Here is a 25,310-nt window from a genome sequence, read left to right as displayed (position 1 = left end):
TAGCGACCTATGGAATATTTTAAAATAGATATACCATTCAATAATCGACATCAATGTTGGTTCTGTGGAGAACCAAGTGATGAACCTTTGAAGTACCCAAGAAGAATAGATTTTGAATCGAATGGTCACATCCCACTACAAATACCATCATGCAAGGAATGTAAACAATTAGTAGCTAAAGTCTCGTCAGCATCAATTTTTGATTTGAAACTAAAAGTCACTCATGAGTTGTTAAAGAAATATGCAAAAGTATTAGGTATAGGGATTAACTGGACTAAGTTGGAACTAGAGAATGAAAATCTATCTGGTTCGGCATTTATTGGTTTTAGTGACAGTGCGTGGAGTATGTATGAGCTCGCCAAACAAAGAATAAGTTATAAGGGGTGGAAACTAACTTATGATGGCATCCCTATAAATATGATAGATGAATCCTACTTTTTTGAGAGTGAAGGCATTCGATTTTTGAATGTTAACTCAGCGATTGACTACTATTGTGATGCAGAAGGACTTGAAAGAGAACTATTGAGAGCACTTACCGATATTAAGGGCGAAGCGCACTTTAAAGATGTGTTGAGGATATCTCGAACGAATGTTGACCTTTCACGTAAAGAGATACTCGAAGTCATTGAAGAAGTTGAGCAGCAAGAGCGTGACAATGTATCAGTCTTTAAAAGAAATAAATTACTTGCTGGCAACAAAGCACAAGAGTTTACTGATAGTTCAATATCACCGGTAATGATAGGTGATATTAATATTGAACCAGATGAAATATATTGGTTGCTCTCTAACGGTATAAAAAATTTCGAACAACTCTGTGAAAACGAAGATTTATTTTTTGAAGATTACCATGAAGTAGGTGGGTTTAGAGCCTTAGAGTTATTTAATGCTTTGCAGATATACTTAGGGACTATAGAAGATAAAAGTACTCAGTTTGAAGATCCGAATCGACACTTATGGTCATGGGGTGGTTTAAAGAAAGAACAGTCAAATCAAGATGATGTACAGTCAGATACCTTAATGCCAGTAGTACATAAAATGGGCAGTCAGTTTAAAGCAGTAGGAGAACTGAGGACACGTAACAGTTCTACTACAGCGATATTGATTTTTGATAATTTGACAGATAAAAAAATCATACAGAAAATTGTTCAATTGCTTTCCGTCGAGCATCTATATTTAAGGCAGGTTTCAAAAGAATCTGATGACGAAACAGAGTACTTATATCTAGAGGATGGGATATCCAGTTCAATGAAAATTATTATAACTGACAATTAGTTACGGTTGACAATATTAACTTACCTCTGGTTTTTCTGCTTTGACACTCCTCGATATTAATTGTTAAAGGGGATGGTTAGTATTCCATGAATATTTTATTTCCCTACATAGCCTAAGATTAGTGCCAATAACAACATTGGGAATTATTGCGTTTTCCTGACACTCTCCTTACTTTAAGTAAGGAAGTGTTAGCTAACCTATAAATATGGGATACAACATTTCATATAAGGATATTTAATGAAAGCGCACTATAAGTTATTCCCACAACTTATCAGTTTATTTTTTCTATTGTTTATTGCTAGCAATAGTTTTGCAGCCCAAGTGACTCATGTCTCTGAAGGGAAAATTAATAACAAAACCAGTATCGTAGTGAGTTTAGAGGGGGCAATTAACCGTCCTCTCGATCTTACTGTTGTCAAAGACGATAAGCGTCTTAATACATCTTGGGTATTGTCCGCTGACAAGACATTCCAGTATTTGCCGATAGAGCAATATGAAATAGGGGAGTATTCGGTATCTTTAGCCGGGTTGAAACGTGGTGACTTGGACAAGATTCAGCTGATACCTATCTATGAATCCTCGCCATCAGTTCGTGTTTTGGGGCAGGGGCCTTTCATCAACGCTAGTGGAGATAGGGCGATCCCTATTGAGAGTGTGAATGCAGAAGGAGCCTTGGCGTCAATCTATAAAGTCGAAGATACCCCTAAGCTGTTCGCCGATTACTTTTATTCTAAAAGACTCAGTACCTGGTCTGCTCAACGTTTAAGAAAAAACTTTACCCACCAAACGGACTTGAGTTTTAAGTTGCCACTTTCTGATGCCAATCAGTCGACAGTATCCAATTTGAAACTGCCCGATGATCTAGTCAATGGTTGGTACATCGTCGCGATAAAGCCGACGAATTCATTTGATGATCCTCGTATCTTCCATGTTCTGCTATCGGATATCGGCTTACAAGCCAAGGTATTTGGTGAGCAGATCTCGTTGCAAGCAATTGACCTTAAGAGCAATCGCTTTGTTTCCAATGCAAAAGTCACAGTGATTAGCAAAGAAGGGATTCGTTCAACAGCGACTCTTAACAATGGTTTTACTCAACTTGAATACATCAAACGCTCTAGTGAAGATGTCATCGTTGTTGAAAGTAACAACGCATTAGCGGTTCTTCCTATGAAAGAGGTCCCATTGGATTTATCTGACTTTGATGTTGCGGGTGAGCAAGACAAGATCCTCAATGCATTTGTATTTTCAAATCGAGACCTATTTAAGCCAACTGAAAATGTGCCGGTAAATATTGTTGTGCGAAAGGAATCGGGCGAGCTAAGTAAAACAAAGAGTGTTTTTGTAGAGGTAGTCGCACCAGATGGAAAGGTCGCAATATCTCGCACCTTGAACGAATCTTTGTCCGGCTTCTTTGCTCTCGATTTTGATATCCCAAGCTCAGCAAAACTGGGTAAGTGGAGCTTAAACGTTCGCTCTAATCGCTCATCTAAACAGAACCTAGGCTCATTCAATTTTAATGTGTCAGAGTTTGTTCCAGAACGAATGGATCTGACGGTCACTTTGCCAAAGTCTATTCTTGCTGGCAGCGCTATTGCAGGAAATGCAGAAGGTCGTTACCTGTTTGGGCAAGCAGCAGATGGCAACAAGCTAAAGATCAATCCCACACTGCGTTCCATTGAGCATTTCTCTGGCAAGTACAGGGACTACTTTGTGGGCAAAAAGCATTACATTTCATATGCACAAGCTCCCGATTCAGTAGAAATGGCACTGGATGAGAAAGGGTTAGGGCGCTTTACATTAGATTCAGTATCTTCAACGGCGCTTGACGGCCCTGCATTGCTAACGACAAACAATCAGTTGTTTGAAACTGGTGGTGCGACAACAACACGAGTGAGTAAAGTTCTGGTCTCCAATGGCAAGTCTATTGTTGGCTTAAAGCCAGCAGCTGACCGATTTGGTTATTTCGAAGATGCGCGTTTTGGTTTAATGCTGTTTGATGATCTTGGTGAAAAAGCGCTTCAAGGCAGTATCAATATTAAAGTTGAGCGTAACAGAGGTGGCTACTATTGGGTATATAACCAAAGCTCAGGCTGGGACCTACGACGTGATGACAAGTGGAGAGTGGTTGAGTCTAAATCTATTGACGTTAATACCAAACATAATGAGTTAACGGTCCCTGTTGAATGGGGTCAGTATCGCATCATTGCTACAGCTCCAAGCGGTCAAGAAACTGTGTACCCATTCTATGTAGGCTGGCGTGACGGTGATGAACAGGTCCCAGTAAAACCCGATCAGCTGTCAATGAAACTAGACAAAGAAAGCTACCTTGCGGGTGATTACATCAATGTAGATATAGCGTCTCCTATTGAAGGATTAGTGTCCCTAGAATTGGTGGGTGATAAAACCTATGTACATGAAACAGTAAAGGTTAACGGCAAGCAAACTGCTCGTCTTAAGCTACCAAGTAACCTTGAACGCCACGACCTTTACATTATCGCGACTTTGGTAAACACCGATCAGTCTTATGTGCGCAGATCTCTTGCGGTTGCACCGGTAAAATTGTATCGCGAGCATAGAAAGCTAGCCGTTGATATCGACGCTCCATCGAAGCTAGAGCCTTTTACGACAAAGAACATCAAAGTAAAGGTTTCTAGTAAATCTGATCTTGATGAGGCTTACGTTGTTCTTTCGGTGGCAGATAAAGGCATTATCAATATGTCTCGCTATGAAGTGCCTAGCATCTTTGATTGGTTCTATGGCCACAAACGCCTAGGTGCAGACATCATTGATCTCTATTCAAGACAGTTTGAATCGCGCCCATCTTCGTTTATCCGCCATAGATATGGCGGCGATGAAGACGCGAACAGCAATAAACCAATGGACGATTTAGTTGAAAGTAAGACATTCAATACGGTGCTTGCGCCCGTCAAGGTCAATAGTAAAGGTGAAGCGAACATCCGCTTAGACATCCCTGATTACAACGGTGAAGTGCAGTTGGTGGCGACTGTATTTGATGGGAATAAGTTCGGTCAGAAAGTCGCAGATATTGCTGTAAGTGCCCCTATTGTTGCTGAGTTATCGGTGCCGAGATTTTTTGCTACAGACAATTCAAGCCAGGTGATGGTTGAAGCATCGAATCAAACAGATGAAGTTCAAACTGTCGAGTTAGTGTTAACCGCCAACAATGGAGTTTCATTACAAGGTCTAAGTAGCAAAGTCGTGGAGCTAGCTCCGCAACAAAAAGCTCATTTTCCAGTGAAGGTGAATGTGGGCAGCGTTATTGCTATGTCTGATCTCACTTTGAATGTGAAGAGTGATGTTTATAGTGTTGAAAGAAACTGGCGCGTGCCTGTTCGTTCTCCTTCTCCTTATGTAACGAAGAAGACGACTCGAACCTTGGCTCCGGGGGACTTTATCAATGTGACGCAAGCGCAGTGGAATGGCGTCTTACCAATGGAGCAGGGCATCAGCTCAATATCATTTAGCCGCGTACCTGAGATTGAACCTACCGCATTCGTGCAAGGCTTGTTCCGTTATCCATATGGATGTGTTGAACAAACGACGAGTACTGCCTATCCGTGGCTGTTGGATGATAAATCTCTTACACCGCTTAAAGACAAAGTACTAGGAGAGCGTTCAGACAAGGATATGCTGCAAAGAGCGGTACTACGCTTAGCCGATTACCAAGGTTCAAACGGTGGTTTTGGATTGTGGGGACGTTCTTCACGTGAAGAGGCATGGCTTACCAGTTATGTGGCAAGTTTCTTATATGAAGTGAATGAAGCTTATCCAGGTATGGTGAGTAAGTCAGTGATGGAAAAAGCGTTCAATCGTCTGCGTGACTATATATATGGTCACTATACTACTGATGATAAGGCTTATGCAGGGTATGTATTGTCTCAAGCGGGTTTGCTTTCTTACTCGGATGCCAAATCGTATCTATCCAAACTGAACTCAAGTAATAGCTTAACTAATGCTTACACCGGTGCAATTTTCTATAGCTTGGGCGATATGCGTACTAGTAGTCGATATTTTAATGCGGTGGGCATTAGCAATGACCTGTATAGCCGCAACTACTACTATGACAGTCGTCTTTCTTCACATGCAAAGATTGTCTCGATTGTAAGTGCTTTGGAGTCACAAGGTTCAATCAATGGACAATTGGCTGAGCTTCGTATTGAGTCGGCTAAAGCAATATTTAGTGACCTCAATGCTAGACGATACTTTAGTACGCAAGAAAAGTACGCACTAGCGAAAGCAGGCTTTGAGTTGGAAGCTCTAAATAAGCAAGAAGTACTGGTTTCTTACAATGGACAAGAAATGAGTGTGGCGAAACCGCTTGCTATGGAAATAGGGGATAAATTTAATAACTCATCGCAAGATATTATCTATGTAACGGAATCCATTGAAGGATATGCCAATCCAAGCACGCTTAAGAGTTCCGTACGGTTTGATAAAGCAACGAGAGAGTTCTTCGACATTAGTGGTAAACCGTTGAATATGTCTTCGGTCAAAGTAGGCGACACAGTGATAGCTAAAGTCACTGTGCGTCTTAAAGAAGATATCAATAGAGCAATGCTAGTAGATTATCTACCGGCTGGCATGGTGTTAGAAAATCCTAACTTTACCGCTTCGAAAGAATTATTAGATTCATTAGGATTTGAATCTGATGAGGCAGAAATGGAAGAGTTTAGAAATGATCGCTATGTGACAGCTCTAGACCTTAGAGCGCATCGCACCTATGACTTTTACTATGTCATGCGCGCTGAAACACCGGGAGTATCTGATGTTCCTAACGTGTTTATAGAGGATATGTATGCTCCAGAACGATTCATTTATCAACATGGGTTTGTACGTAGCTTGAGTATCAAGTAATGAGGCTGCGAGCGTTAAAAGTAATCACCATAGCTACGATATGTATCGTAGCTATGGCTACTGTTTCTTGGTATGCACTTAATTGGCAGTTTCCTTTGCCCTCAAAAAACACCAAGGGCATAGCAATGAATGTGCTCTCTGCTGAGGGTGAGACGTTGAGGCAGTTTGCGGATTCTAATGGAACATTTCGTATTCCGGTGGAAGTAGGCGATGTGTCCCCTACCTATCTGGATTCATTACTCGCCTACGAGGATAGTCGCTTTTATTCTCACAATGGTGTGGATATTAAAGCGTTATTGCGAGCGGCTTATCAGCGACTTCGTTACGGAGAAATCGTCTCGGGTGGTTCTACAATTACTATGCAAGTTGCTCGGATTTTGTATCCGATAGAGCGCTCTTATGGTGGAAAGCTTGTGCAAATATTTAGAGCCTTGCAACTAGAGCAGCAGTACAGCAAGCAAGAGATCTTAAGCCTTTATCTGACGCACGTACCAATGGGCGGCAATATTGAAGGCGTTGAAGCCGCAAGCCAGCGTTATTTCGGAAAATCGTCGCACACCCTTAATATCTCTGAAGCAGCACTGCTGACAGTAATACCTCAGAGGCCAAGTTTGTATCGACCAGATCGGTATCCTGAGCAGGCTATGCAAGCGAGAAACAAAGTACTAAGACGCCTTATTGATGAGGGGGGCGTGTCAAAGCAAGAGTATGAACTGTTGAAAGATGAATCGGTAGTTGCTGGACGAATGCCTATCAAACGCAAAGTACCTTTGCTCGCTCGAGAGCTAAAAATTCACACCGTAGGGCAATCTGCAGTGGGTACCTTCATCGTTAAAGAGCTGCAACAGAATGTAGATTCAATTGTGGCTCAGCGCTTCACCGCTCTTTCTGATGAATTGTCGGTGGCGGTGATGGTTGTAGAGAACAAGTCCGGTGAGGTATTGGCTTATAAGGGCTCATTGGATATGGATAATGCGCGCAACTTTGGTCATGTAGACATGACTAAAGCGGTGCGCTCCCCTGGTTCGACGCTAAAGCCCTTCGTGTACGCCAAAGCACTAGATGAAGGCCTAATTCATTCCGAAAGCTTGTTGCTAGATATCCCTATGGAATTTGGCGATTACAAACCTCAGAACTTTGATAAACGTTTTCAAGGGGAAGTATCGGTTAGTGAAGCATTGCAGCGTTCTAAAAACGTGTCTGCAGTCTACTTACTTAGTCAGATAGGAGTGCCTGAATTTGTAGATAGCATGCAGGTGATGTCTTCTTCACTGAGACTTGCGGATATGAACTTAACGGTAGTGCTCGGTGGGGGAGGCTCAACCCTCCGAGAGTTAGTTATGTACTACACAGCCTTATGTCGCGAGGGTGTATCGATCAAACCTCGCCTTAGCATCGACTCACCCATCGAAGAGGCGAGAATAATCAGTGCTGAGAGTGCATGGATCACCAAGGCGATATTACAAGACTTGCGAGCGCCCGACCGTCCAAGAGCCAAATATGGAAGAAAGATAGCTTGGAAAACAGGAACAAGTTTTGGTTACAGAGATGCTTGGGCGATAGGAACAAGTGAGGACTATACGGTCGGCGTGTGGATGGGGAGACCGGATGGTTCGCCCTACGTAGGCCAAACGGGCGCGACAATGGCTGCGCCAATACTGTTTGATGTGTTTGACCTATTGCCGAAAGACACGATGAAAAACAGCAGACCAGAATCGGTAGAGCGAGTTCAAATTTGTTGGCCTAGTGGATTGGCCAAAGAAATGGTTGCTCCTGAAAACTGCTTGGATAAACGCACTGCATGGACCATAGACGGTGTCACGCCTAGAACGCTACGAAGAGATATGCGCTTGTCATCATCTAAAAAATGGCCGCAGGAGCTTATGTCATGGAAACAAAAGCACTCTCAATCCGATCGCTTCATAGACATCATTCAACCTCAAGATGGCAGCCATATCTATCCATATCAAGGGCAGTTATTAACCCTAAAAGCATCAAGCCAAGATGTACGCTGGTATCTAGATGGTGCAGTTAGTACCAGTAGCATCGAAGCTCAATCCTTATCAGGACAGCATGAGATAAAGGCTTGTAACCGAAACAGCTGCAACGCGATAAAAATCACGGTGCATTAATATAATGGGCAGCACTACATCATGATTAAAAAGACCGTATTTATATCCGCAATTCTGCTGATTAGTACCTCAATATATTTGGCGTGGTTACCCTTTAAGATGGTAGTTAACTCGATCATTACAACGGATTATTTGACTCAAAGCATCAACAATGACATCAGAGAAGAGCTACTAAACCAGCCAAGTTTTGTTGAGAAGGTGCAGAACCACAAAGGCCCTGCCAAGAGATACCTGCACAGAACACCACTTACAGCGTTCACCACGATAGATACCGGTATGTATGATGTCTATGCGACCTATATCAACGACAAAGGAGAGTGGGTAGTGCGGATGGGGATCTACCCTGATAAAAATGCAGAAGTGTTCTTTCCTAAACAGATTGGTGGCGTTACTGGAGAGGTGTTGGCGTTTTCATTGGCTGCGCTCAATAACTTGATTGAGTGGGGTGTGTTCAAGCCTATGCTGTATCACGTTACGGATAGTGCTGAGACTAGTTTCGTGAGTGGCCGTTATGAACCTGTGCCAGGTTTAGTTAGGTAATTGCTTCTATGGCGTATTTTGATAATTCTTAAAGTGGAAGATGTGGTATTTTCTGCTTATCGAACCGAATTTGGGAAAATACATATGATGCATCAATTTAGCTTGAAGTCTTTGGATGTTGACGCGCTTAACTTACGGCTAATATTCTTGTTGTTCCCGCTAGTAATCGTACTTTTTGCTCTTTCTATTTCAGTCAGTGAAGCAAAGCCTAATAACAACTCAGACAAAATTGATATAGTGACTTACTGTGCAAAAAATCCTAGCGATCAATCAACCAAGTGCAACAAGGTTCGCCGCCATTGATACAATCTCTGCCTCAGAGAGTTATAGGCGCAGTGGTCTATAAAGAACTCAATATGACTATGATAAAGGTTAGTGCATAAATAAAAGTTGTTTTTAATTAGCGGAGTTATTGATGAGCACTTGGACTATAAACTTTACTGAGCAGTTCAGTAGAGATGTAAAGGCCCTTGATAAAGGAGGTTACACTCAATGGTTAAAACAACTTTCTTTCTTAAAGCAAGGGCCTAATCAATCTCATAGTGCATTGAAAACTTTACGCAATCACTCAAAAACTTATCGCTGGAGAAAGGGCGATGTACGAGTGATTTTTAGAGTCATTGGTTCTTCAAAGGCAATATTGCTGCAAAGTGCTGGCTTAAGAAAGCACGTATATAGCAAGATGAAACTTAGTTCAACTTCTGTGGGAGAGTTCGCGCAACTTTTGGAGGCAGAGAATAATAAGCCAGAAGTCGTGGAGCAAGAAGCTAAGGTATTGCCGGTACAACAGGCCTTGTTTGAGTTACCAGATGATAACGATGTTGAAGATGCTTTCATTGAAGAAATTTTTGTTGATCTAGCAGACTTACATATTCTGTCGATACCCGATGAGTATTACTCGATCATACTTGATTCGACTAGCGTTAAAGAGTTAGAAACCACTGCAATTCCTAAATCGCTCATTAGTCGAATCGAGGACTACCTGACCTCACCAGTAGAACATCAAGTAGGCAAGGTATACTCCTTAAGCGTGGGAGATGAAATGTCATCGATTAATTCTCAACCTCTAGAGAGTTTCCTGTTGGCACTTGATCCTCAGCAGAAAAAATTAGTTGAGCGCAATCTGGATTCTGGTCCACTACTTATTAGAGGAGGACCAGGAACAGGAAAGACATTGATTAACTTGGCTCGTATGAAAAGAATTGTTGATGAGCATTCTCAACAAGATCTAATAACATCAATGCCCCTTCGGATTGGTTTCGTCACCTTTAATAAGTCACTATCGCAATCCGCTCAAAGTCTTTACTTGGCAATCAGTGAGAATAACCGCAACGTTCAAGTCGAGTTTAAAACCCTAGATTCCATTGTGTACCAACTAGGTTCTCAAATGTCGACTACATCACCTTCGATATCAACTGATGACACATCATTAATTTTTAAAGCACTAAATAAAGCTCGTGACTCTAAATCGGACGAATATAGTTATCTTCAGCAAATTGTAAGTAAACGTGGGAGTAGTTTTATTCTCGAAGAATTTGAGCAGGTAATATTGGGTAACGATCTATTGGCTTTAGAGGACTACCTGGCCTTTCAGCGTAAGGGTCGTAAAGTTCCACTTCAAACTAAAGAACGTACAGGTATACATACAATATTCACTCTTTGGATACAGGTGTACAAACAAGAAAACAAAGTAACTTTTTCTATGCGACGATTGAAAGTTCAAAGAGCATTATCGCGCAACCAGTTGACTGTCAGACCGTACGACTACTTGTTTGTTGATGAGTTACAAGATCTATCACCTGTTTCAATTAGGTTGTTGACTCACTTAGTGAAATACCCAGAACGGTTAACATTTACGGCAGATACTGCACAATCAATTTATCAAAAATCGCCTACATGGAGCAGTATCTCTGAAAAACTAAAATTTCATTCCGGTAATAGTCATATATTGAGAAGTTCTTATCGAATGACGAAACAGATCTCTGATGCTGTACTACCACTGAGACTAAATGCTGGTGATGCTGCGAAAGAGGATGACGGTATAGAAAATGCTGTTTATTCAGGCCCGGTGCCCTTATGGATAGAAACAGACAGACATGCTCAGGAACATCGCGTCACCAAAACCATTATCTCATTGGTCAAGGAACAAAGTATTAATCCGAGTCAGATTGCCGTCATTGTTCCTGATAAAAGACATATGCCCCCCTTAAGTTATGCACTTAATGCCGCTGGAGTTACTGTCAATCATGTTAGTCGTGATACAAAACTCAATTTATTGGAATCATCAGTAAATATTTTGACAGCGTATGCTGCAAAGGGGCTTGAATTTCCATTTGTGCTCGTAACATCTGTTTCATCTGACCGCTACCCACAGCTAGTTGCGATGAATAAATGCCAAGATGAGCAACAAAAAATTGAAGAGTTAGAGCGCTCAAAAAGGCTACTCTATGTTGCACTCTCAAGAGCATCTAGAGGGCTTTGGATGTTTGTTGACAGGGATAATCCAAGCCAACTTTTACAGGAATTAAACCCCAAGCATTGGGAAAAGGCTGACTGATCTTGTAGAAACCTGTAGCAACTGATTGTATGGGAAAGGGCAGAATATTGAAATTAATTGAGGGACTCTCTAAGAAATCCCAATGTAAAAAGTAGTCGAGAAAACCATGGAAGGTGCTTTGGAACATCCTATAAGCATTAGTGGATTCCAGATAGAAATGAATCGGTTCGACATTGTCCTTCAGTATCAAATGTAAACTACCTTTGCTGGGGTAATTATTATAAATTACTTAATAATAAATCGAATTACAACGTTATGCTAGATGTAAGCATCTCAATGAGGAATTTCTAATATTCCACTTAAAATGACATTTATTCATATAGTAATTAATAATACTCTTTATAATATGAGGGTGACCTGTATGACCTTTGTATAAAAAATTTTTTAAAAATAGTAAGTGTATTTTTACTCAGTAATTATTCATTTTTTGCTTAGAGGAAAGAATTTGGAAAAGTTAGAAATATCTATATCAGGATCGATTCAAAAAAACAACTTTGATTATTGGAAGTTGAATTTACTTGAAAAAATAGAATCTACGAATTTAAATCTTGAGACTGATAATGACTTTGTTAATGCTTCAGAGAACGTCAAAACATTGAAATCGGCTGAAAAAACTTTAAAAGAATGTAAAGTTAAGGCACTGGAGAAAACTAATGATATTCAAATGCTCTTTCTTGCGATTGATGAAATATCAGATAAAGCGCGGCAAACTCGTTTGGTTTTGGAACGACAAGTCAGAGTGAAAAAACAGGAAATAAAATCTTCTCTAGTGACACAAGCTCAAAAACAGATACTAGAGTACTGTAAATCAAAATCTGAAGCATTCTCATATTTGGAGCAGGAACAATTTACGTCTGTAGTTAACCTAGAAGCAGCAATAAAAGGAAAGTATTCTCTAACCGGTGTTGAGAAAGCTCTTGATAATAAAGTTCGAACGTTGAAAGAACAGATTGACGCACGGGAACGATTAGCAAAGGAAAGCTATCAAATTATATCTAGTCAAAATCACCAGCACAGTGTACTACTTCAAGATATCCCATATCTTTTGTCTTTACCCCTGGGTGAATTAAAACTGACTGTTGAGAATCGCATTGTTAAACTCTCTGAGCAGCAAGCACTCGAAAGGGCGAAGGAATCTGAATCTGAATTACAAGCAATATCAAAGGAAGTTGTCCATGGCATTGCAAGTGATAGAATAAAAAAATACGTGATCTCAGTGGATATTTGTTCAACACATACAGAGGCAATTGAAATTGCACGAGAACTGAAGCAGTTTTTGAGTTCACGTGAACAGGTCTCAGATATAAAATTGAATAAACAACGAGATTAAAATCGTAGTTACAGGTTTTTTAAATTTATTTAAAGTATTGATTTTTAAGTGAAAATTTCTTGTAATATATCATGAGGGGACGGCAACTACTAAACTTGATAGTCCGGAACTTTTCAAACTCGATTACAAATTAATATTATTCAATAGTTAATTGAACTAGTGATTAATAATGGGGTCATAACAAGATGCAGTATTATAGTTAACTAATAAGGTATGTAAATGAATAACTTTGTGTGGAACAACTTTGGAATATTAAAGTCGGTTACAAAATCTGGAACTATGGTTTTGATCAAAAACAACTCTCGTGATACGCGTAAGATGAGTATTAATAAGTATAAAGAGAGTGCATTAGAAGTCTACGAAAAGGCTCAAACCATGATTGATAAACCAGTAATGCTGCGTACTAGTCAGAATACTAACAATTGGGATTCAAATGAGTGGTTCAGTGAGATTGAACTAGTAACACCATATCATACTCAATCAGACTTCCCCTCTGTCGGTGAAACTGAACCTAAACCAGACCAACCTTTCTGAGTGAAAACGAAGTTTTTCAAAGAGTGCATATCTCCTCTCTGCCTTTTTTATACAGGCACGAATGTCGAAATATTTTTGATGCTTAGCGTATATGGGTAAATATTCATTTTGGTACGTTTGATAACATACACATGTCATGCGCGTCGTGGTTTCCCCGTAGACGAAAATGTTTGAAAGGGAACCGACTTATCTAAGCAATGGTGATACCAATTAGTTCAACAACCATAAAGAACTAAAGTACCAATAGCAGGTTGTGGGTTTATCTTTAGGGAACAAAATTGCAAGACTTATTAAACTTTTTAAAAGCACAGCATAAGACTGAAGAATTTGATGCAATCAAAATCGGTCTATCTTCACCTGACATGATTCGTTCATGGTCTTTTGGTGAAGTTAAAAAGCCTGAGACAATCAACTATCGTACGTTCAAACCTGAGCGCGATGGTCTGTTCTGTGCACGTATCTTTGGCCCAGTTAAAGATTACGAATGTCTATGTGGCAAATACAAGCGTCTGAAGCACCGCGGAGTTATCTGTGAGAAGTGTGGCGTAGAAGTTACACAAACTAAAGTTCGTCGTGACCGCATGGGCCACATCGAGCTAGCGTCGCCTGTAGCGCACATTTGGTTCCTAAAATCACTACCGTCTCGTATCGGTCTACTAATGGATATCCCACTGCGTGATATCGAACGCGTTCTTTACTTCGAAATGTACGTAGTAACAGAAGCGGGCATGACTGATCTAGAAAAAGGTCAGATGCTTACTGAAGAAGAGTATCTGGACAAACTAGAAGAGTGGGGTGACGAGTTCACTGCGAAGATGGGTGCAGAAGCGATCAAAGATCTGCTTTCTACCATGGATCTTGTAGTTGAAGCTGAACTAATGCGTGAAGAGTTAGAAACGACTAACTCTGAAACTAAGCGTAAGAAAGTTACTAAGCGCTTGAAGTTGGTTGAAGCATTCGTAGCATCAGGTAACAACCCTGAGTGGATGATTCTGAGTGTACTTCCAGTACTTCCACCAGATCTACGTCCTCTAGTACCACTAGATGGCGGTCGCTTTGCGACATCTGATCTTAACGATCTGTACCGCAGAGTGATCAACCGTAACAACCGTACGAAGCGTCTTCTAGAGCTAGCGGCACCATACATCATCGTACGCAACGAAAAGCGTATGCTGCAAGAGTCTGTGGATGCCCTTCTAGATAACGGTCGTCGGGGTCGTGCGATCACAGGTTCTAACAAGCGTCCTCTAAAATCTCTTGCTGATATGATCAAGGGTAAACAAGGTCGTTTCCGTCAAAATCTTTTAGGTAAGCGTGTAGACTACTCTGGTCGTTCGGTAATCACCGTAGGTCCTTACTTGCGTCTGCATCAGTGTGGTCTACCTAAGAAGATGGCACTTGAGCTATTTAAGCCATTCATCTACAGCAAGCTTGAGCTTCGTGGTCTAGCGACAACGATCAAAGCAGCTAAGAAGATGGTAGAGCGTGAAGAAGCCGTAGTTTGGGATATCCTAGACGAAGTTATTCGCGAACACCCAGTACTATTGAACCGTGCACCTACGCTTCACCGTCTAGGTATCCAGGCATTCGAACCAGTACTAATCGAAGGTAAAGCGATCCAGCTACACCCATTTGTGTGTGCTGCGTACAACGCCGACTTCGATGGTGACCAGATGGCGGTACACGTACCTCTAACTCTGGAAGCTCAGCTTGAAGCACGTACACTGATGATGTCGGCAAACAACATTCTGTCGCCAGCGTCAGGTGATCCTATCATCGTACCTTCTCAGGACGTTGTATTGGGTCTTTACTACATGACTCGTGACAAGATCAACGTGAAAGGTGAAGGCATGTACCTTGCTGGCCCAGAAGAGGCTGAAAAGGCATACCGTACTAAGAGCGCTGAACTTCACGCACGTGTAAAAGTTCGTATTACCGAAACCATCAAAGATGAAGACGGTAACAGCACGACAGAAACTAAGATGGTAGATACTACTATCGGTCGTGCAATGCTATGGCAGATCGTTCCAGCGGGCCTACCGTTTGAACTAGTAAACCAGAAGCTAGGCAAGAAGCAGATTTCTAAACTTCTAGATGAGGCTTACCGTAAGCTTGGTCTTAAAGACACTGTAATCTTCGCTGACCAAATCATGTACACAGGTTTTGCTTACGCAGCACTATCTGGCGTATCGGTTGGTATCGACGATATGGTTGTTCCTCAAGCTAAGTACGATGAGATCGAATCAGCTGAAGAAGAAGTACGCGAAATCCAAGACCAGTACCAATCAGGTCTGGTAACTGCGGGTGAGCGTTACAACAAAGTTATCGATATTTGGGCGTCTACCAACGACCGCGTTGCGAAAGCGATGATGGATAACCTATCTTCTGAAACGGTAGTTAACCGTGACGGCGAAGAAGAGCAACAAGAGTCGTTCAACAGCATCTACATGATGGCTGACTCAGGTGCTCGTGGTTCTGCTGCACAGATTCGTCAGCTTGCAGGTATGCGTGGTCTGATGGCACGTCCAGATGGTTCAATCATCGAGACGCCAATCACAGCGAACTTTAAAGAAGGTCTAAACGTACTTCAGTACTTTATCTCAACGCACGGTGCTCGTAAGGGTCTTGCGGATACAGCACTGAAAACAGCGAACTCCGGTTACCTAACGCGTCGTCTAGTAGACGTTGCACAGGACGTAGTAGTTCACGAACATGACTGTGGTACTCATGAAGGCGTTGAAATGATGCCTCATATCGAAGGTGGTGACGTTAAGGTTCCACTTTCTGAGCTAGCTCTAGGTCGTGTTGTAGCTGAAGATGTACTTAAGCCTGGTACTGAAGAAGTACTGATCCCACGTAATACTCTGATTGATGAGAAGTGGTGTCAGATCATGGAAGACAACTCTGTCGATAAAGTGAAAGTACGTTCTGTTGTTACTTGTGACGCAGACTTCGGTTGTTGTGTACTGTGTTACGGCCGTGACCTAGCACGTGGTCACCTAGTGAACCAAGGTGAAGCAGTAGGTGTTATCGCTGCTCAGTCTATCGGTGAACCTGGTACACAGCTTACCATGCGCACTTACCACACCGGTGGTATCGCTATGCTGTCAAATGAAGTTACAGAGATAAAAGCAACAGGCTCTGGTTCGCTGGAGTTGCTGAATGCCAAGTACGTAGTTGACTCGAAAAATAATGTAGTTATTACAAACAGAAAATCTCAAGCTATTCTCCGGAATAACAACGGGCGTACTTTAGATAGATTCGGGCTACCTTATGGAGCACGACTGCCGACTAAATACTTTTCTAATTTGGCTCATAACAGTAGCTATCTGAGTAGCGAAAGCCTTGCAGAACTCCGTTACATTGATGCAAACATCAATGCATTAGAGTTGTTTAAGTCTAGTCTTACACCACCGCTACTATCACAGTGGGTAAAGAAACCAGAGTTTCCTGTACAATATGAGGAAAGGCAAATTGCCCAAGTAATCGGTCAGTTGAAACAAGGCTGGTTAAACTTTAGGCACCAAAAGCGGCAACTCATCAACCATGCATTGTTCTACCGTGGGCAATCGATGCAGACTGCTCATGATTCCGAGCAGGAAAAGCGCCAACTAGAAGCAAAAGAGCATGCGAGAAAGATTTTGCAGTGTCTGCGACTCGAACTTTCTGAACTCAACAATGAACAAAGTTATTTGCAGCATCAACAGGAGACACTTTCTGTTCCTCAAGAACCAACGCCTCCTCAACTACCTGTTGAACCGACTAAACCGCAGGTATCTTTGTTGTCAGCTTGGTCACCATTTTCGAAGGACACGATTAAAAGTTATGAGACTGCGCATCAAGCTTGGAATATCGAAGTTCAACAACTTCAACGCGATTATCTAGACCGACTGAAGGAACACTCTAAATTTCGAGAGTATATATTTGAGCAACGAAAATCTGTTGCGGTGAAGTTAGATCATTTGCACAGCATGATTCAGAAGAAAAAAGAAGCTATTGAATCTGAGACAAAGTGTGCCGGTGACAGAATAAAAATCTTGAGGGACGAGTACAAACAATCACAAGTGCATCGCTCCTTGAGAAGGCAACACAAAAGAGCAGTAATGCGTAAGTTGTTAGCATTAAGAGAAAGCTGGAAAGTAACAGAAAAGCAATTGTCCACGCAGTTAGATTTTTTACATATGACTGCAAATGAGAAAAAAGAGCAAATGCCGTCGCTTTTGATTCAGCATACGCTTTGGCAACTCAATCATGTCGACCAGAAGGTTAAACAAAACTTCTTGCTCAAACAGCATGCAGAACGCCTACGTGAAATAGAATATCAAATAGAGACTCAGAAAAATGCAAGAATGAGGTTAATGGATGAGGGGCAGAGTAACCAACCAGTGCAACCTGGTGATCGCATAGCGAAATGGGAAGCTAATACGCACCCAATCATCACTGAAGTGGCAGGTCGCATCCAGTACGTTGACATGATTGATGGCGTAACAGTTTCTCGTCAAACAGATGACCTTACAGGTCTATCTTCAAGTGAAGTAACTGACCCTGCAGCACGTCCTGCTGCTGGTAAAGATATGCGTCCAGCTATCAAACTTGTTGATGCGAAAGGTAATGACGTAATGATCCCTGGCACTGATATGCCAACTCAGTACTTCCTACCTGGTAAAGCGATTGTAAACATCGAAGATGGCGCTAAAGTAAACGTTGGTGACACTCTTGCTCGTATCCCTCAGAAATTAAGGGGGCACAAAGATATCACCACTGGTCTTCCTCGAGTTGCTGACTTGTTTGAAGCTCGTAAGCCTAAAGAGCCTGCGATTCTTGCTGAGCACACAGGTACTGTGTCGTTTGGTAAAGAAACGAAAGGTAAACGTCGTCTAGTAATCACTCGTGAAGGCGGAGACGCTTACGAGGAGATGATTCCTAAGCATCGCCAGCTGAACGTGTTCGAAGGTGAGAAGGTTGAGCGCGGTGATGTAATCGCCGACGGTCCTGAGACTCCGCATGATATCCTACGTCTACGTGGTATCCATGCTATGACTCAGTACATCGCTAACGAAGTACAAGAAGTTTACCGACTACAGGGCGTTAAGATTAACGATAAGCACATTGAGACTATCGTTCGTCAAATGCTACGTAAGTGTACTATTACACACGCTGGTGACTCTGAGTTCCTACCTGGCGAGCAAGTGGAATACTCACAAGTTAAGATTGCTAACCGTGCACTAGAAGCAGAAGGTAAAGAGCCAGCAGGCTTTGAGCGTGAGCTACTAGGTATTACTAAAGCATCTCTAGCAACTGAGTCGTTCATCTCTGCGGCATCGTTCCAGGAGACAACTCGCGTACTAACAGACGCTGCTGTTTCTGGTAAGCGTGATGAGCTTCGTGGTCTGAAAGAAAATGTAATCGTGGGTCGTCTGATCCCTGCGGGTACGGGATTTGCTTACCACAAGAACCGTCAAGCTAGTCGTGAAGAGCAACAAGGTCCATCTGCGGAACAAGCAACGGATAACTTGGCTGCGCTTCTAAATGCAGGATTTTCAGATGAATAATACAAATTACTATCCTGTTCAATGGGATATGTAGCCACATTGATATTGAGCTTATTATAGGAGTCACGCGTTGTAACGTTAGTGTTAGAGTTACCACTCGATAAATGCAGGCTAGCGGTGTTCATTTCAATTTGATGGGTTAATATCGCTTCAAAAGCTGCTGATAATAATGCTCTTTATCAACAACCACTTTCACATATTCTCTAGTTTCTTTGAAGGGAAATGCTGTGGTAAGCGACTTATAGATGTCCACAAATTCCATCTTGTTGGCAGCCTCTGAGAGTTGCGTTAGAGAGGTTGTGCCGGTGAAGTGCTTTGCGACTGAGCCTACCCCTGCGTTGTAGGCGGCAATTGATAGCAGTAAGCGTGAATGTTCTGACTCTACATTCTTAAGATATTTATCAGTCAGAATGCTTAGGTAAGCTGCGCCAATCTCTATGTTGTAACCCGGGTTAAACAAGGTTGAGACTGTGATTTTCTGTTTCTTGAGATAAGAGTTAGACACGTCTGCGGCCGCACTTTTCTCCATAATCTGCATTAATCCGTAAGCTGGAGCCTTTGACTGAGCTTTTGGATTAAAGCGGCTTTCTTGATAGATAATCGCCATCACTAGAGAGGGAGGTACTTTCCAAGTCTTGGAGGACGCTTTGATTTGATCAATATAGCTTAAGGCTCTTTGGTCTGTGTAGTGACTACCTACCTCAATTAGGGTTTCCATGGATTGGCCAGTCGTTTTAGAGATTACTTTGGGAGCCTTTTCTATATCGTTTACTTTTGAATTCGCTGTAGTGACCTTCTCTAATTGCTGTTCAACGGCACGTTTATGTTGTTCATCAGCGTTGGGTTGATTTACAAGGGTTTCAATCCGAATAGTGTCGCTGTGAAAGTCTTCTGTGATGCGACTTGAAAGGTTATTAGCGTAGCTAACCGAATAGCGAAGTCTATCTGTATTTTGCTTTTGCCATAGTGTTTGCGCTTCTTTTTCTCGCTTTTCAATCTGCTTTCTATGACGGTCGCTGACATTCTCAAAATGAGCTAATGCTTTTAACTGATTGGCACTGGCACTTTCGCTTGAGTTGACTTGTAAAGCGGTCAACCCAAGCAAAATTACAAAAGATAACCGCACAAAGCGATACGTCATCTAGCCACCCCAGATAAAGCTATACGAAAGCCCCATACGGTCTTCATTGATATCTAGCGTCGGCTCTTCCCATGTCGCAAATTCGACCGTATGCATCCCATAGCTCAACCCCAGCCCTAAGGACATGGCATCATTTAGTACGTCTTCGTTAAACTGTCTTAGTCCGGTCCTCAATGTCACTTGAAGTCCATCTTCGGCATTTGAGCTGAAGAATGAGAGTTCACCACCAAATCGGTTTTCAGTTACATCATCGAGGCGAGTAAGTAGCATATGGGAGCTATCGATGTAATCATAAGCGCCAGTTAACGTTGTACCTAGATCGCTGATGAAGAATGTCAGTGAGAGACTGCCCGCCAACGCCATTTCACTTGGGCGAATGATGATCTCACGGCGACCATCGTAGAATGTGTCAGCTTTATAGCTTATTTCAGACTGATAAGATGCCCCTAAACTGATGTTATAGCCGATGGCTGAATGAGAGCTCACTCCAGTCATATCGCTTATCGACCATTTGTAGCCCGCTGTACCACCGTATTCAAAGCCACTGCTTAAATAGCTGACACCCGAATCAATTTCGGCCATGTCAAAAGTCCCACCGAAGTGGTGATTTCCGGAGCCAAACGCAAAGCCAAGCCCAAACATGGAGCGGTCGATATCATCGATTTTGTTGTACCAAGAATCCTCATCATATAGAGATTCTTTGGTGCGAATGCTGCTGGATTGGTAGTAAAGACCAAAAGCGGAGTCACCTTCGGTAAAGTAAGTCAAAGAAGCATAGCTAAAGTCTAAGCTGTCTTTTTCTATAGAGTTTGTTTCATCGTTTCGCTTCCAGGTTTCGGCGCCCTCAATGGTGATGTCAATTTTTCCTATCCCAATGTTGGCAAGACCTGCTGGGTTATAAAGCCAACCTGTACCATCGTTGGACAACGAGTGAAATGCTTCTCCCATTCCACGAGCGCGGATTCCTTCCGCATATGCCATGTTGGACACAATACTTATTGCGACCAGAGTTAATCCTTTAACTAAGCGCTTCACAAATACCTCACATTTTTATGGACACGCACTGATCATATTTGTAACATAAATGTGGTGTTTTAGTAGCAATTTTGAAGTTTGAGTGTGTAAATTGAGATCTAGGCATAAAACAGGAAAATGCTTACACAGTGCGATGCTATTAATGCCTCTTTTTACGGTAGTGGGGTGCAGCTCTGTTAATCCGGAGTGTGAAACAGCCACGCAAAACGCAATGCAAGAAGCCCCGGGAGTTTATCGGGAGATTGGTGTAGGAAACACCTTTGAAGATGCAAAAAGTCGTGCATTGGAAAAACTAAGCCTTCGACGAGAAACGGTCATTTATCACGAACTCAATACCAGAGAAGAGCAACAGTCTAATAGCCCAACTCGACATAGTTATGTTCAAAGAACGGAAATGACGTCGCAAAGTGCATTTCGAAATCCCCACATCGAAAGTTACTCATGTTCATCTAGCGAGAAAATGGTTTTAGCTACAGTAGACACCCGTTCGTTAGAAAAAAGACTTGGGCAATTCGCAATAGTAAAGCCATCGTTTTCAGCTTGGTTTAAGGCTTCTGATTGGCGAATCTACGCTCAAGATCGTAATTTTTATATCTATGATGAAGAACTCTCTCTGCCTTTGTATCGGGATGATCTGCTGGAAGTATTGAGTTCCCCTAGTCCAAAAATCTCATTGAACGGAAAATCGGTTTGGTACGGACAACATGGGGAAAAGCATTCTATTGATAGCAATGGCAAAAGCCGCTATCAGACTCTTGTAAAAGTTACGCAAAGTGGTGGGTTTAATGTGCTCTATGCCGACCAAAAAAAGCAGCGTGTGAACTACACTGAAGAAAAGATTTTTAAGATTCATGAGAAGCATGTGCCGTTGTTGTTTGTGCTGGTTGAACATGATGAACCGATAGGTCGCTTTTTGCCTGAATCGGGGTTATCTCTGTCGATGACACAACAGCAAACCGCTACCGTAAACTTCATGAAGCAATGGCAAGTTAGCAATTGGAAGCTAAGTACAGCTCGGTATGAACCGGCGATTTAAAAGGAAGTAAATATGAAGAAACTCTTTATGGTGGCTCTAGTAGCTATTGGTGTTGCAGGCTGTAGTAGTACGCCTGAAACGGTGAAAGCGGATTGCGCTTTTCCAGACAAATCTGACGCCCCTAATTGGTACTGCGATAAGCAAGTTCCTACAGACCAACCATACCGTTTTTACATTAGCTCTTCTGATGCTAAAACCGGATATTCAACTCAAGAACGTTTAGCGATTAGCAATGCCACTGTTAAGCTAAGCCAAGAGTTAGATTCTAATATTGCGAGTCTTGTGTCTGAGAAAGAACGCCTAACTACTAACTCAGGAGTCACGCTGTCTAAAAAGCTGACAGAGATTTCCAGCACATTGGTGTCTGATACCAAAATTAGTGGTGTTCGCCATTATGAGACTGCAGAAGACGCGAGTGGTCACCTATGGGTACTCGTGGGAATTTCTGAACTAGATTACCTAGAAACTAAGCAACAGCTTCTTGCTCGTTCTATTCAAACTCTTGAGCAAGAGCCTTTGTCAGCACCTGAAAAAGAAGAACTCGTTTCTCTTAAATCATTACTGAATTAAGGTGAAATACCGCTGTTGAAAGGTTTACTAGTTAGTCTATTGGTCGCACTCCTGTTTGGATGTGTGACTCAATACGATAAAAATGAGCAAGCTTATGTGTTGTATCGAGAAGGCGTAGAAGCTTTTGAGGACGACCAGATCTATCGTGCTCAAGAATTGTTTGAAGAAGCCGTATCTTATGTCTCTTATGATCAGCAGTTACCTGTTGGTACTAAGAGCGAGTATGGCGATGTCTCCTGCGTAAAGCGATGCACGTTCTCTCGTGATATCAGTAGCAACTACGTTCGATATGCCCCTAACGACTACCTGAAAAAGATTGATGAAAAGATCTACCAGCGTCAGCGCAAAATAGACCTTGCCGATAAGTACAATAATCCACCCAAACTAGAAATACTGATGCGTCTCGATGACACCGACGGTGATCGCGCACTCAGTGCTGATGAAAGTGGTTTCTTGAGTGTATTAATTACAAATATAGGTAAAGGTGATGCTGAAAGGGTAGCTCTATCGCTTAGCTCGGATCTAAGCAGCCTACATTTTCCTACCCGAAAACAAGTCATCGATCAGCTACCAGTAGGTGACAGCCAACGCCTTAGCTTCGCAATCTCAAACTCACTTGAGAGCCAGTATCGTAAAGGCGATATCATTCTCATCGCTGAAGAGAAAGATGGAATAGGGGATGTTAAAGCCGAGCTAGGAGTCCGAACGCTCAGTTATCGACAAGCAAAGCTTAGACTGGAGCCTCAATCGAATAACAAACCGGTAATTGCTGGAGATAAAACCTGGCAAGTCTTCAAATTGTGCAACTCATCTAGCTACCCAGCACTAAACCTTAATCTCTCCCTCACTAGAATTGATGTTGTATCTACATTCTCCGAATTAGAGCAAAAGACGATTCGTGTAATTCCTGCGAAACAATGCAGAGAAATCGTTGCTCATTTTAAGCCTCAAATCTCTCTGAAGTCAGGCTATCGAATGCGCACAGCTCTAGTTGTTAACGACAGCCAAAAGGAAATTGCCCATTTGCGGTTGGGAACTCGGGTTAATTATGACGCTATGGGGGATGTTAAGTTTGAGCAGAGGGATTGAATTAAGTGCCAAATATATGAGTTCGTGTTACTGACTAGTATTTAAACCGTTTTAGTGATTTCATTCAGCTAAGTCGTTGAGTTTTTACTATTATCCCTCTCATTTGGAGGCAAAAGCGCCTTATAGTGGCAATTCTAAAACGTTTAAATTAAGAAGCTTCTCAAGGCGTCCACCGCTAGTTCATTTTTGCCCCGAAATGAGTTACACCTTGAAGTTTTAGGCAAAAGGCAAGACTTGACCCTATTGCCTTGTATCAATTCAAAGGTTGCCGAGTTATGAGTTAGCTTTCCGAAAATTGCTCACATGTTTGCCCGCCAAGGTTATTAAACTTAACAGAATGGAAATTAATCTCCCAATTTTTTTTCGCGCGTTCAATCCCCTTTTTTCTTCTCACAGATATTGCGTGGCCTTGTGCCATGCTTTTAATTTCTTTTGGCGTTTCACTTCTACCGCGTTCTGCTATTACCGCAGCGAGCATGTCAATCAAATCATCTGCTTTACTATCATAATCGCGGACCTTTTCCATATCAGGATTATGCCCCATAGCCGAAATCATAGTTAAACCAACAGAGGCCTCGATGCAATTCATTATCGGTTTAGGATCATAATTCGCATAGCAAATAGGTGTTACAAATACCAATATAAGTGACCATAGTGTTCTCAAACCTTAGTTTCCTTTCAACAAAGCAATTTCATTAGCAGCATAACACGTGTCATCAATATAGAATGTGGGCCATCTCAGAATAGCAATGGAATTTAATTGCAAACGGATATTTGCCAAGAACACATGCATTTCATTTATATCTGTAATGCAAGCAAATCATTTTCTATAAAGAACCAATTTAATTAACCTTAGCGTCATAAGGGAGGTTGGAACGAGGATGACTAGAAATAAACAGAGGCATAGCCATGAACAATCAAGAAAAACTTGCACAAATTAAAGCAGATAAAAATCTCGGTAACCAAGAAGATAAAGCTAAAAGAGAACTACTCTACATTGAATCTCCATGGTACCAAAAAACGAACTTTGCTTTACTTGGAGCAATTGTAATAACATGCATTTCAAAGTTAATTTTCTCAGTGTTCTATGCTAATGGGTATTCATTTAAATTAAATGCCTTCAGTTTCAGTTTCAGTTCAGCATTAATCACATTCTCGTTGATGTGGTGGGTATGCTACTCAAAATGCAAAACACCTATCGGGCGAATTACTAAATTTGTGGGTGTCGGTATATGGATTATTATAATTGGTCTTAGCTATTTCATGATCTATGGCAACATTATCAAGTTCGCTGTTTTACATAACATGATGGAATTTATTCCAGATAATTTAGGTACTGGTATGGTCTTGGGTGTCATTTTGGGTTCATTTTGTAGCATTTTTGTAGGTGGCTCAATGCGAGAACACCTCTTTAAAAGAACCTCTGAGTAGGCTTGGGCTAAGGAGTGTTGATCTTTCGAGGGGAAATTGGGTGTTGTTCTATATCTACGGTACAAGGGTTCAGGTTTCGTGATAGCATTACTTATTATTTTGGGCAACAATTGCGTAAATTGTTCTAATTTAAATTTAAGCCTAACCATTTTTTGAAAATAAAACGTTAGTGCGTCTCTCGAAGATCATGAGAACCAACAATGACAGAGTAGTCAT

The 25,310-nt window shown here is 41.8% G+C and carries 16 protein-coding genes; 13 read left to right on the top strand and 3 right to left on the bottom strand.

Features of this window, described 5'->3' with window-relative positions; all coding sequences use genetic code 11:
- Positions 1-9 precede the first annotated feature (9 nt).
- The 9 genes from OCU35_RS17125 (at position 10) to rpoC (ending at position 18,792) form a co-directional block, all read left to right on the top strand.
- A complete protein-coding gene (locus tag OCU35_RS17125) occupies positions 10-1,272 on the top strand; it encodes a hypothetical protein (RefSeq protein WP_261826040.1) in 1,263 nt (420 codons plus the stop codon).
- Between the two features lie 237 nt (positions 1,273-1,509).
- The gene (locus OCU35_RS17120) at positions 1,510-6,147 is read left to right on the top strand and encodes an alpha-2-macroglobulin family protein (protein WP_261826039.1); all 4,638 of its coding nucleotides are present in this window, start codon (positions 1,510-1,512) and stop codon (positions 6,145-6,147) included.
- A gap of 53 nt (positions 6,148-6,200) precedes the next feature.
- Positions 6,201-8,279: a penicillin-binding protein 1C gene (gene pbpC, locus OCU35_RS17115; RefSeq protein ID WP_261826038.1), complete on the top strand. Its 2,079-nt coding sequence runs from the start codon at positions 6,201-6,203 to the stop codon at positions 8,277-8,279.
- A 21-nt stretch (positions 8,280-8,300) separates the two neighbouring features.
- On the top strand, positions 8,301-8,819 hold the full coding sequence (locus OCU35_RS17110) for a hypothetical protein (RefSeq protein ID WP_261826037.1): 519 nt from the start codon (positions 8,301-8,303) through the stop codon (positions 8,817-8,819).
- An 84-nt stretch (positions 8,820-8,903) separates the two neighbouring features.
- A complete protein-coding gene (locus tag OCU35_RS17105; protein WP_261826036.1) occupies positions 8,904-9,122 on the top strand; it encodes a hypothetical protein in 219 nt (72 codons plus the stop codon).
- 112 nt (positions 9,123-9,234) lie between these two features.
- Positions 9,235-11,376: a 3'-5' exonuclease gene (locus tag OCU35_RS17100; protein ID WP_261826035.1), complete on the top strand. Its 2,142-nt coding sequence runs from the start codon at positions 9,235-9,237 to the stop codon at positions 11,374-11,376.
- 445 nt (positions 11,377-11,821) lie between these two features.
- The gene (locus OCU35_RS17095; protein WP_261826034.1) at positions 11,822-12,706 is read left to right on the top strand and encodes a hypothetical protein; all 885 of its coding nucleotides are present in this window, start codon (positions 11,822-11,824) and stop codon (positions 12,704-12,706) included.
- A 219-nt stretch (positions 12,707-12,925) separates the two neighbouring features.
- Positions 12,926-13,240: a hypothetical protein gene (locus OCU35_RS17090; protein ID WP_261826033.1), complete on the top strand. Its 315-nt coding sequence runs from the start codon at positions 12,926-12,928 to the stop codon at positions 13,238-13,240.
- Between the two features lie 278 nt (positions 13,241-13,518).
- Positions 13,519-18,792 (top strand): DNA-directed RNA polymerase subunit beta', encoded by a 5,274-nt coding sequence (gene rpoC / locus OCU35_RS17085; RefSeq protein ID WP_261826032.1) that lies wholly within the window; start codon positions 13,519-13,521, stop codon positions 18,790-18,792.
- 139 nt (positions 18,793-18,931) lie between these two features.
- Here the strand turns inward: rpoC and OCU35_RS17080 are convergent, their stop codons facing one another.
- Positions 18,932-19,933 carry a transglycosylase SLT domain-containing protein gene (locus OCU35_RS17080; RefSeq protein WP_261826031.1) on the bottom strand — a complete coding sequence of 334 codons (1,002 nt, stop codon included), beginning with the start codon at positions 19,931-19,933 and terminating at the stop codon, positions 18,932-18,934.
- Positions 19,934-20,968: a PorV/PorQ family protein gene (locus tag OCU35_RS17075; protein ID WP_261826030.1), complete on the bottom strand. Its 1,035-nt coding sequence runs from the start codon at positions 20,966-20,968 to the stop codon at positions 19,934-19,936.
- Positions 20,969-21,110: 142 nt separating this feature from the next.
- On the opposite strand from OCU35_RS17075, the gene OCU35_RS17070 reads away from it, so the two are divergent.
- Genes OCU35_RS17070 through OCU35_RS17060 form a run of 3 tightly spaced genes read left to right on the top strand, consistent with a single transcriptional unit; the run spans position 21,111 to position 23,663 of the window.
- Complete coding sequence (locus OCU35_RS17070; RefSeq protein ID WP_261826029.1) at positions 21,111-22,004, top strand: hypothetical protein; 894 nt, start codon at positions 21,111-21,113, stop codon at positions 22,002-22,004.
- Positions 22,005-22,016: 12 nt separating this feature from the next.
- Positions 22,017-22,574: an LPP20 family lipoprotein gene (locus OCU35_RS17065; protein WP_261826028.1), complete on the top strand. Its 558-nt coding sequence runs from the start codon at positions 22,017-22,019 to the stop codon at positions 22,572-22,574.
- 15 nt (positions 22,575-22,589) lie between these two features.
- Positions 22,590-23,663, top strand: a complete 1,074-nt coding sequence (locus OCU35_RS17060) for a hypothetical protein (protein ID WP_261826027.1) — start codon at positions 22,590-22,592, stop codon at positions 23,661-23,663.
- Positions 23,664-23,943: 280 nt separating this feature from the next.
- On the opposite strand, the gene OCU35_RS17055 is transcribed toward OCU35_RS17060, so the two are convergent.
- Positions 23,944-24,327 carry a hypothetical protein gene (locus OCU35_RS17055; RefSeq protein ID WP_261826026.1) on the bottom strand — a complete coding sequence of 128 codons (384 nt, stop codon included), beginning with the start codon at positions 24,325-24,327 and terminating at the stop codon, positions 23,944-23,946.
- A gap of 245 nt (positions 24,328-24,572) precedes the next feature.
- Here OCU35_RS17055 and OCU35_RS17050 point away from each other — a divergent pair, with 245 nt between their 5' ends.
- Positions 24,573-25,094, top strand: a complete 522-nt coding sequence (locus tag OCU35_RS17050) for a hypothetical protein (protein ID WP_261826025.1) — start codon at positions 24,573-24,575, stop codon at positions 25,092-25,094.
- Positions 25,095-25,310: the final 216 nt, after the last annotated feature.

It is taken from the genome of Vibrio breoganii (genome assembly GCF_024346795.1).
Lineage (GTDB): Bacteria > Pseudomonadota > Gammaproteobacteria > Enterobacterales > Vibrionaceae > Vibrio > Vibrio breoganii.
This window is presented reverse-complemented; position numbering and strand designations above follow the sequence as displayed.

Coding starts and splice junctions, on each gene's coding strand:
- OCU35_RS17125 (WP_261826040.1), top strand. CDS start 10: ATGGAATATTTTAAAATAGATATACCATTCAATAATCGACATCAATGT.
- OCU35_RS17120 (WP_261826039.1), top strand. CDS start 1,510: ATGAAAGCGCACTATAAGTTATTCCCACAACTTATCAGTTTATTTTTT.
- pbpC (WP_261826038.1), top strand. CDS start 6,201: ATGGCTACTGTTTCTTGGTATGCACTTAATTGGCAGTTTCCTTTGCCC.
- OCU35_RS17110 (WP_261826037.1), top strand. CDS start 8,301: ATGATTAAAAAGACCGTATTTATATCCGCAATTCTGCTGATTAGTACC.
- OCU35_RS17105 (WP_261826036.1), top strand. CDS start 8,904: ATGATGCATCAATTTAGCTTGAAGTCTTTGGATGTTGACGCGCTTAAC.
- OCU35_RS17100 (WP_261826035.1), top strand. CDS start 9,235: ATGAGCACTTGGACTATAAACTTTACTGAGCAGTTCAGTAGAGATGTA.
- OCU35_RS17090 (WP_261826033.1), top strand. CDS start 12,926: ATGAATAACTTTGTGTGGAACAACTTTGGAATATTAAAGTCGGTTACA.
- OCU35_RS17080 (WP_261826031.1), bottom strand. CDS start 19,933: ATGACGTATCGCTTTGTGCGGTTATCTTTTGTAATTTTGCTTGGGTTG.
- OCU35_RS17070 (WP_261826029.1), top strand. CDS start 21,111: ATGCCTCTTTTTACGGTAGTGGGGTGCAGCTCTGTTAATCCGGAGTGT.
- OCU35_RS17065 (WP_261826028.1), top strand. CDS start 22,017: ATGAAGAAACTCTTTATGGTGGCTCTAGTAGCTATTGGTGTTGCAGGC.
- OCU35_RS17050 (WP_261826025.1), top strand. CDS start 24,573: ATGAACAATCAAGAAAAACTTGCACAAATTAAAGCAGATAAAAATCTC.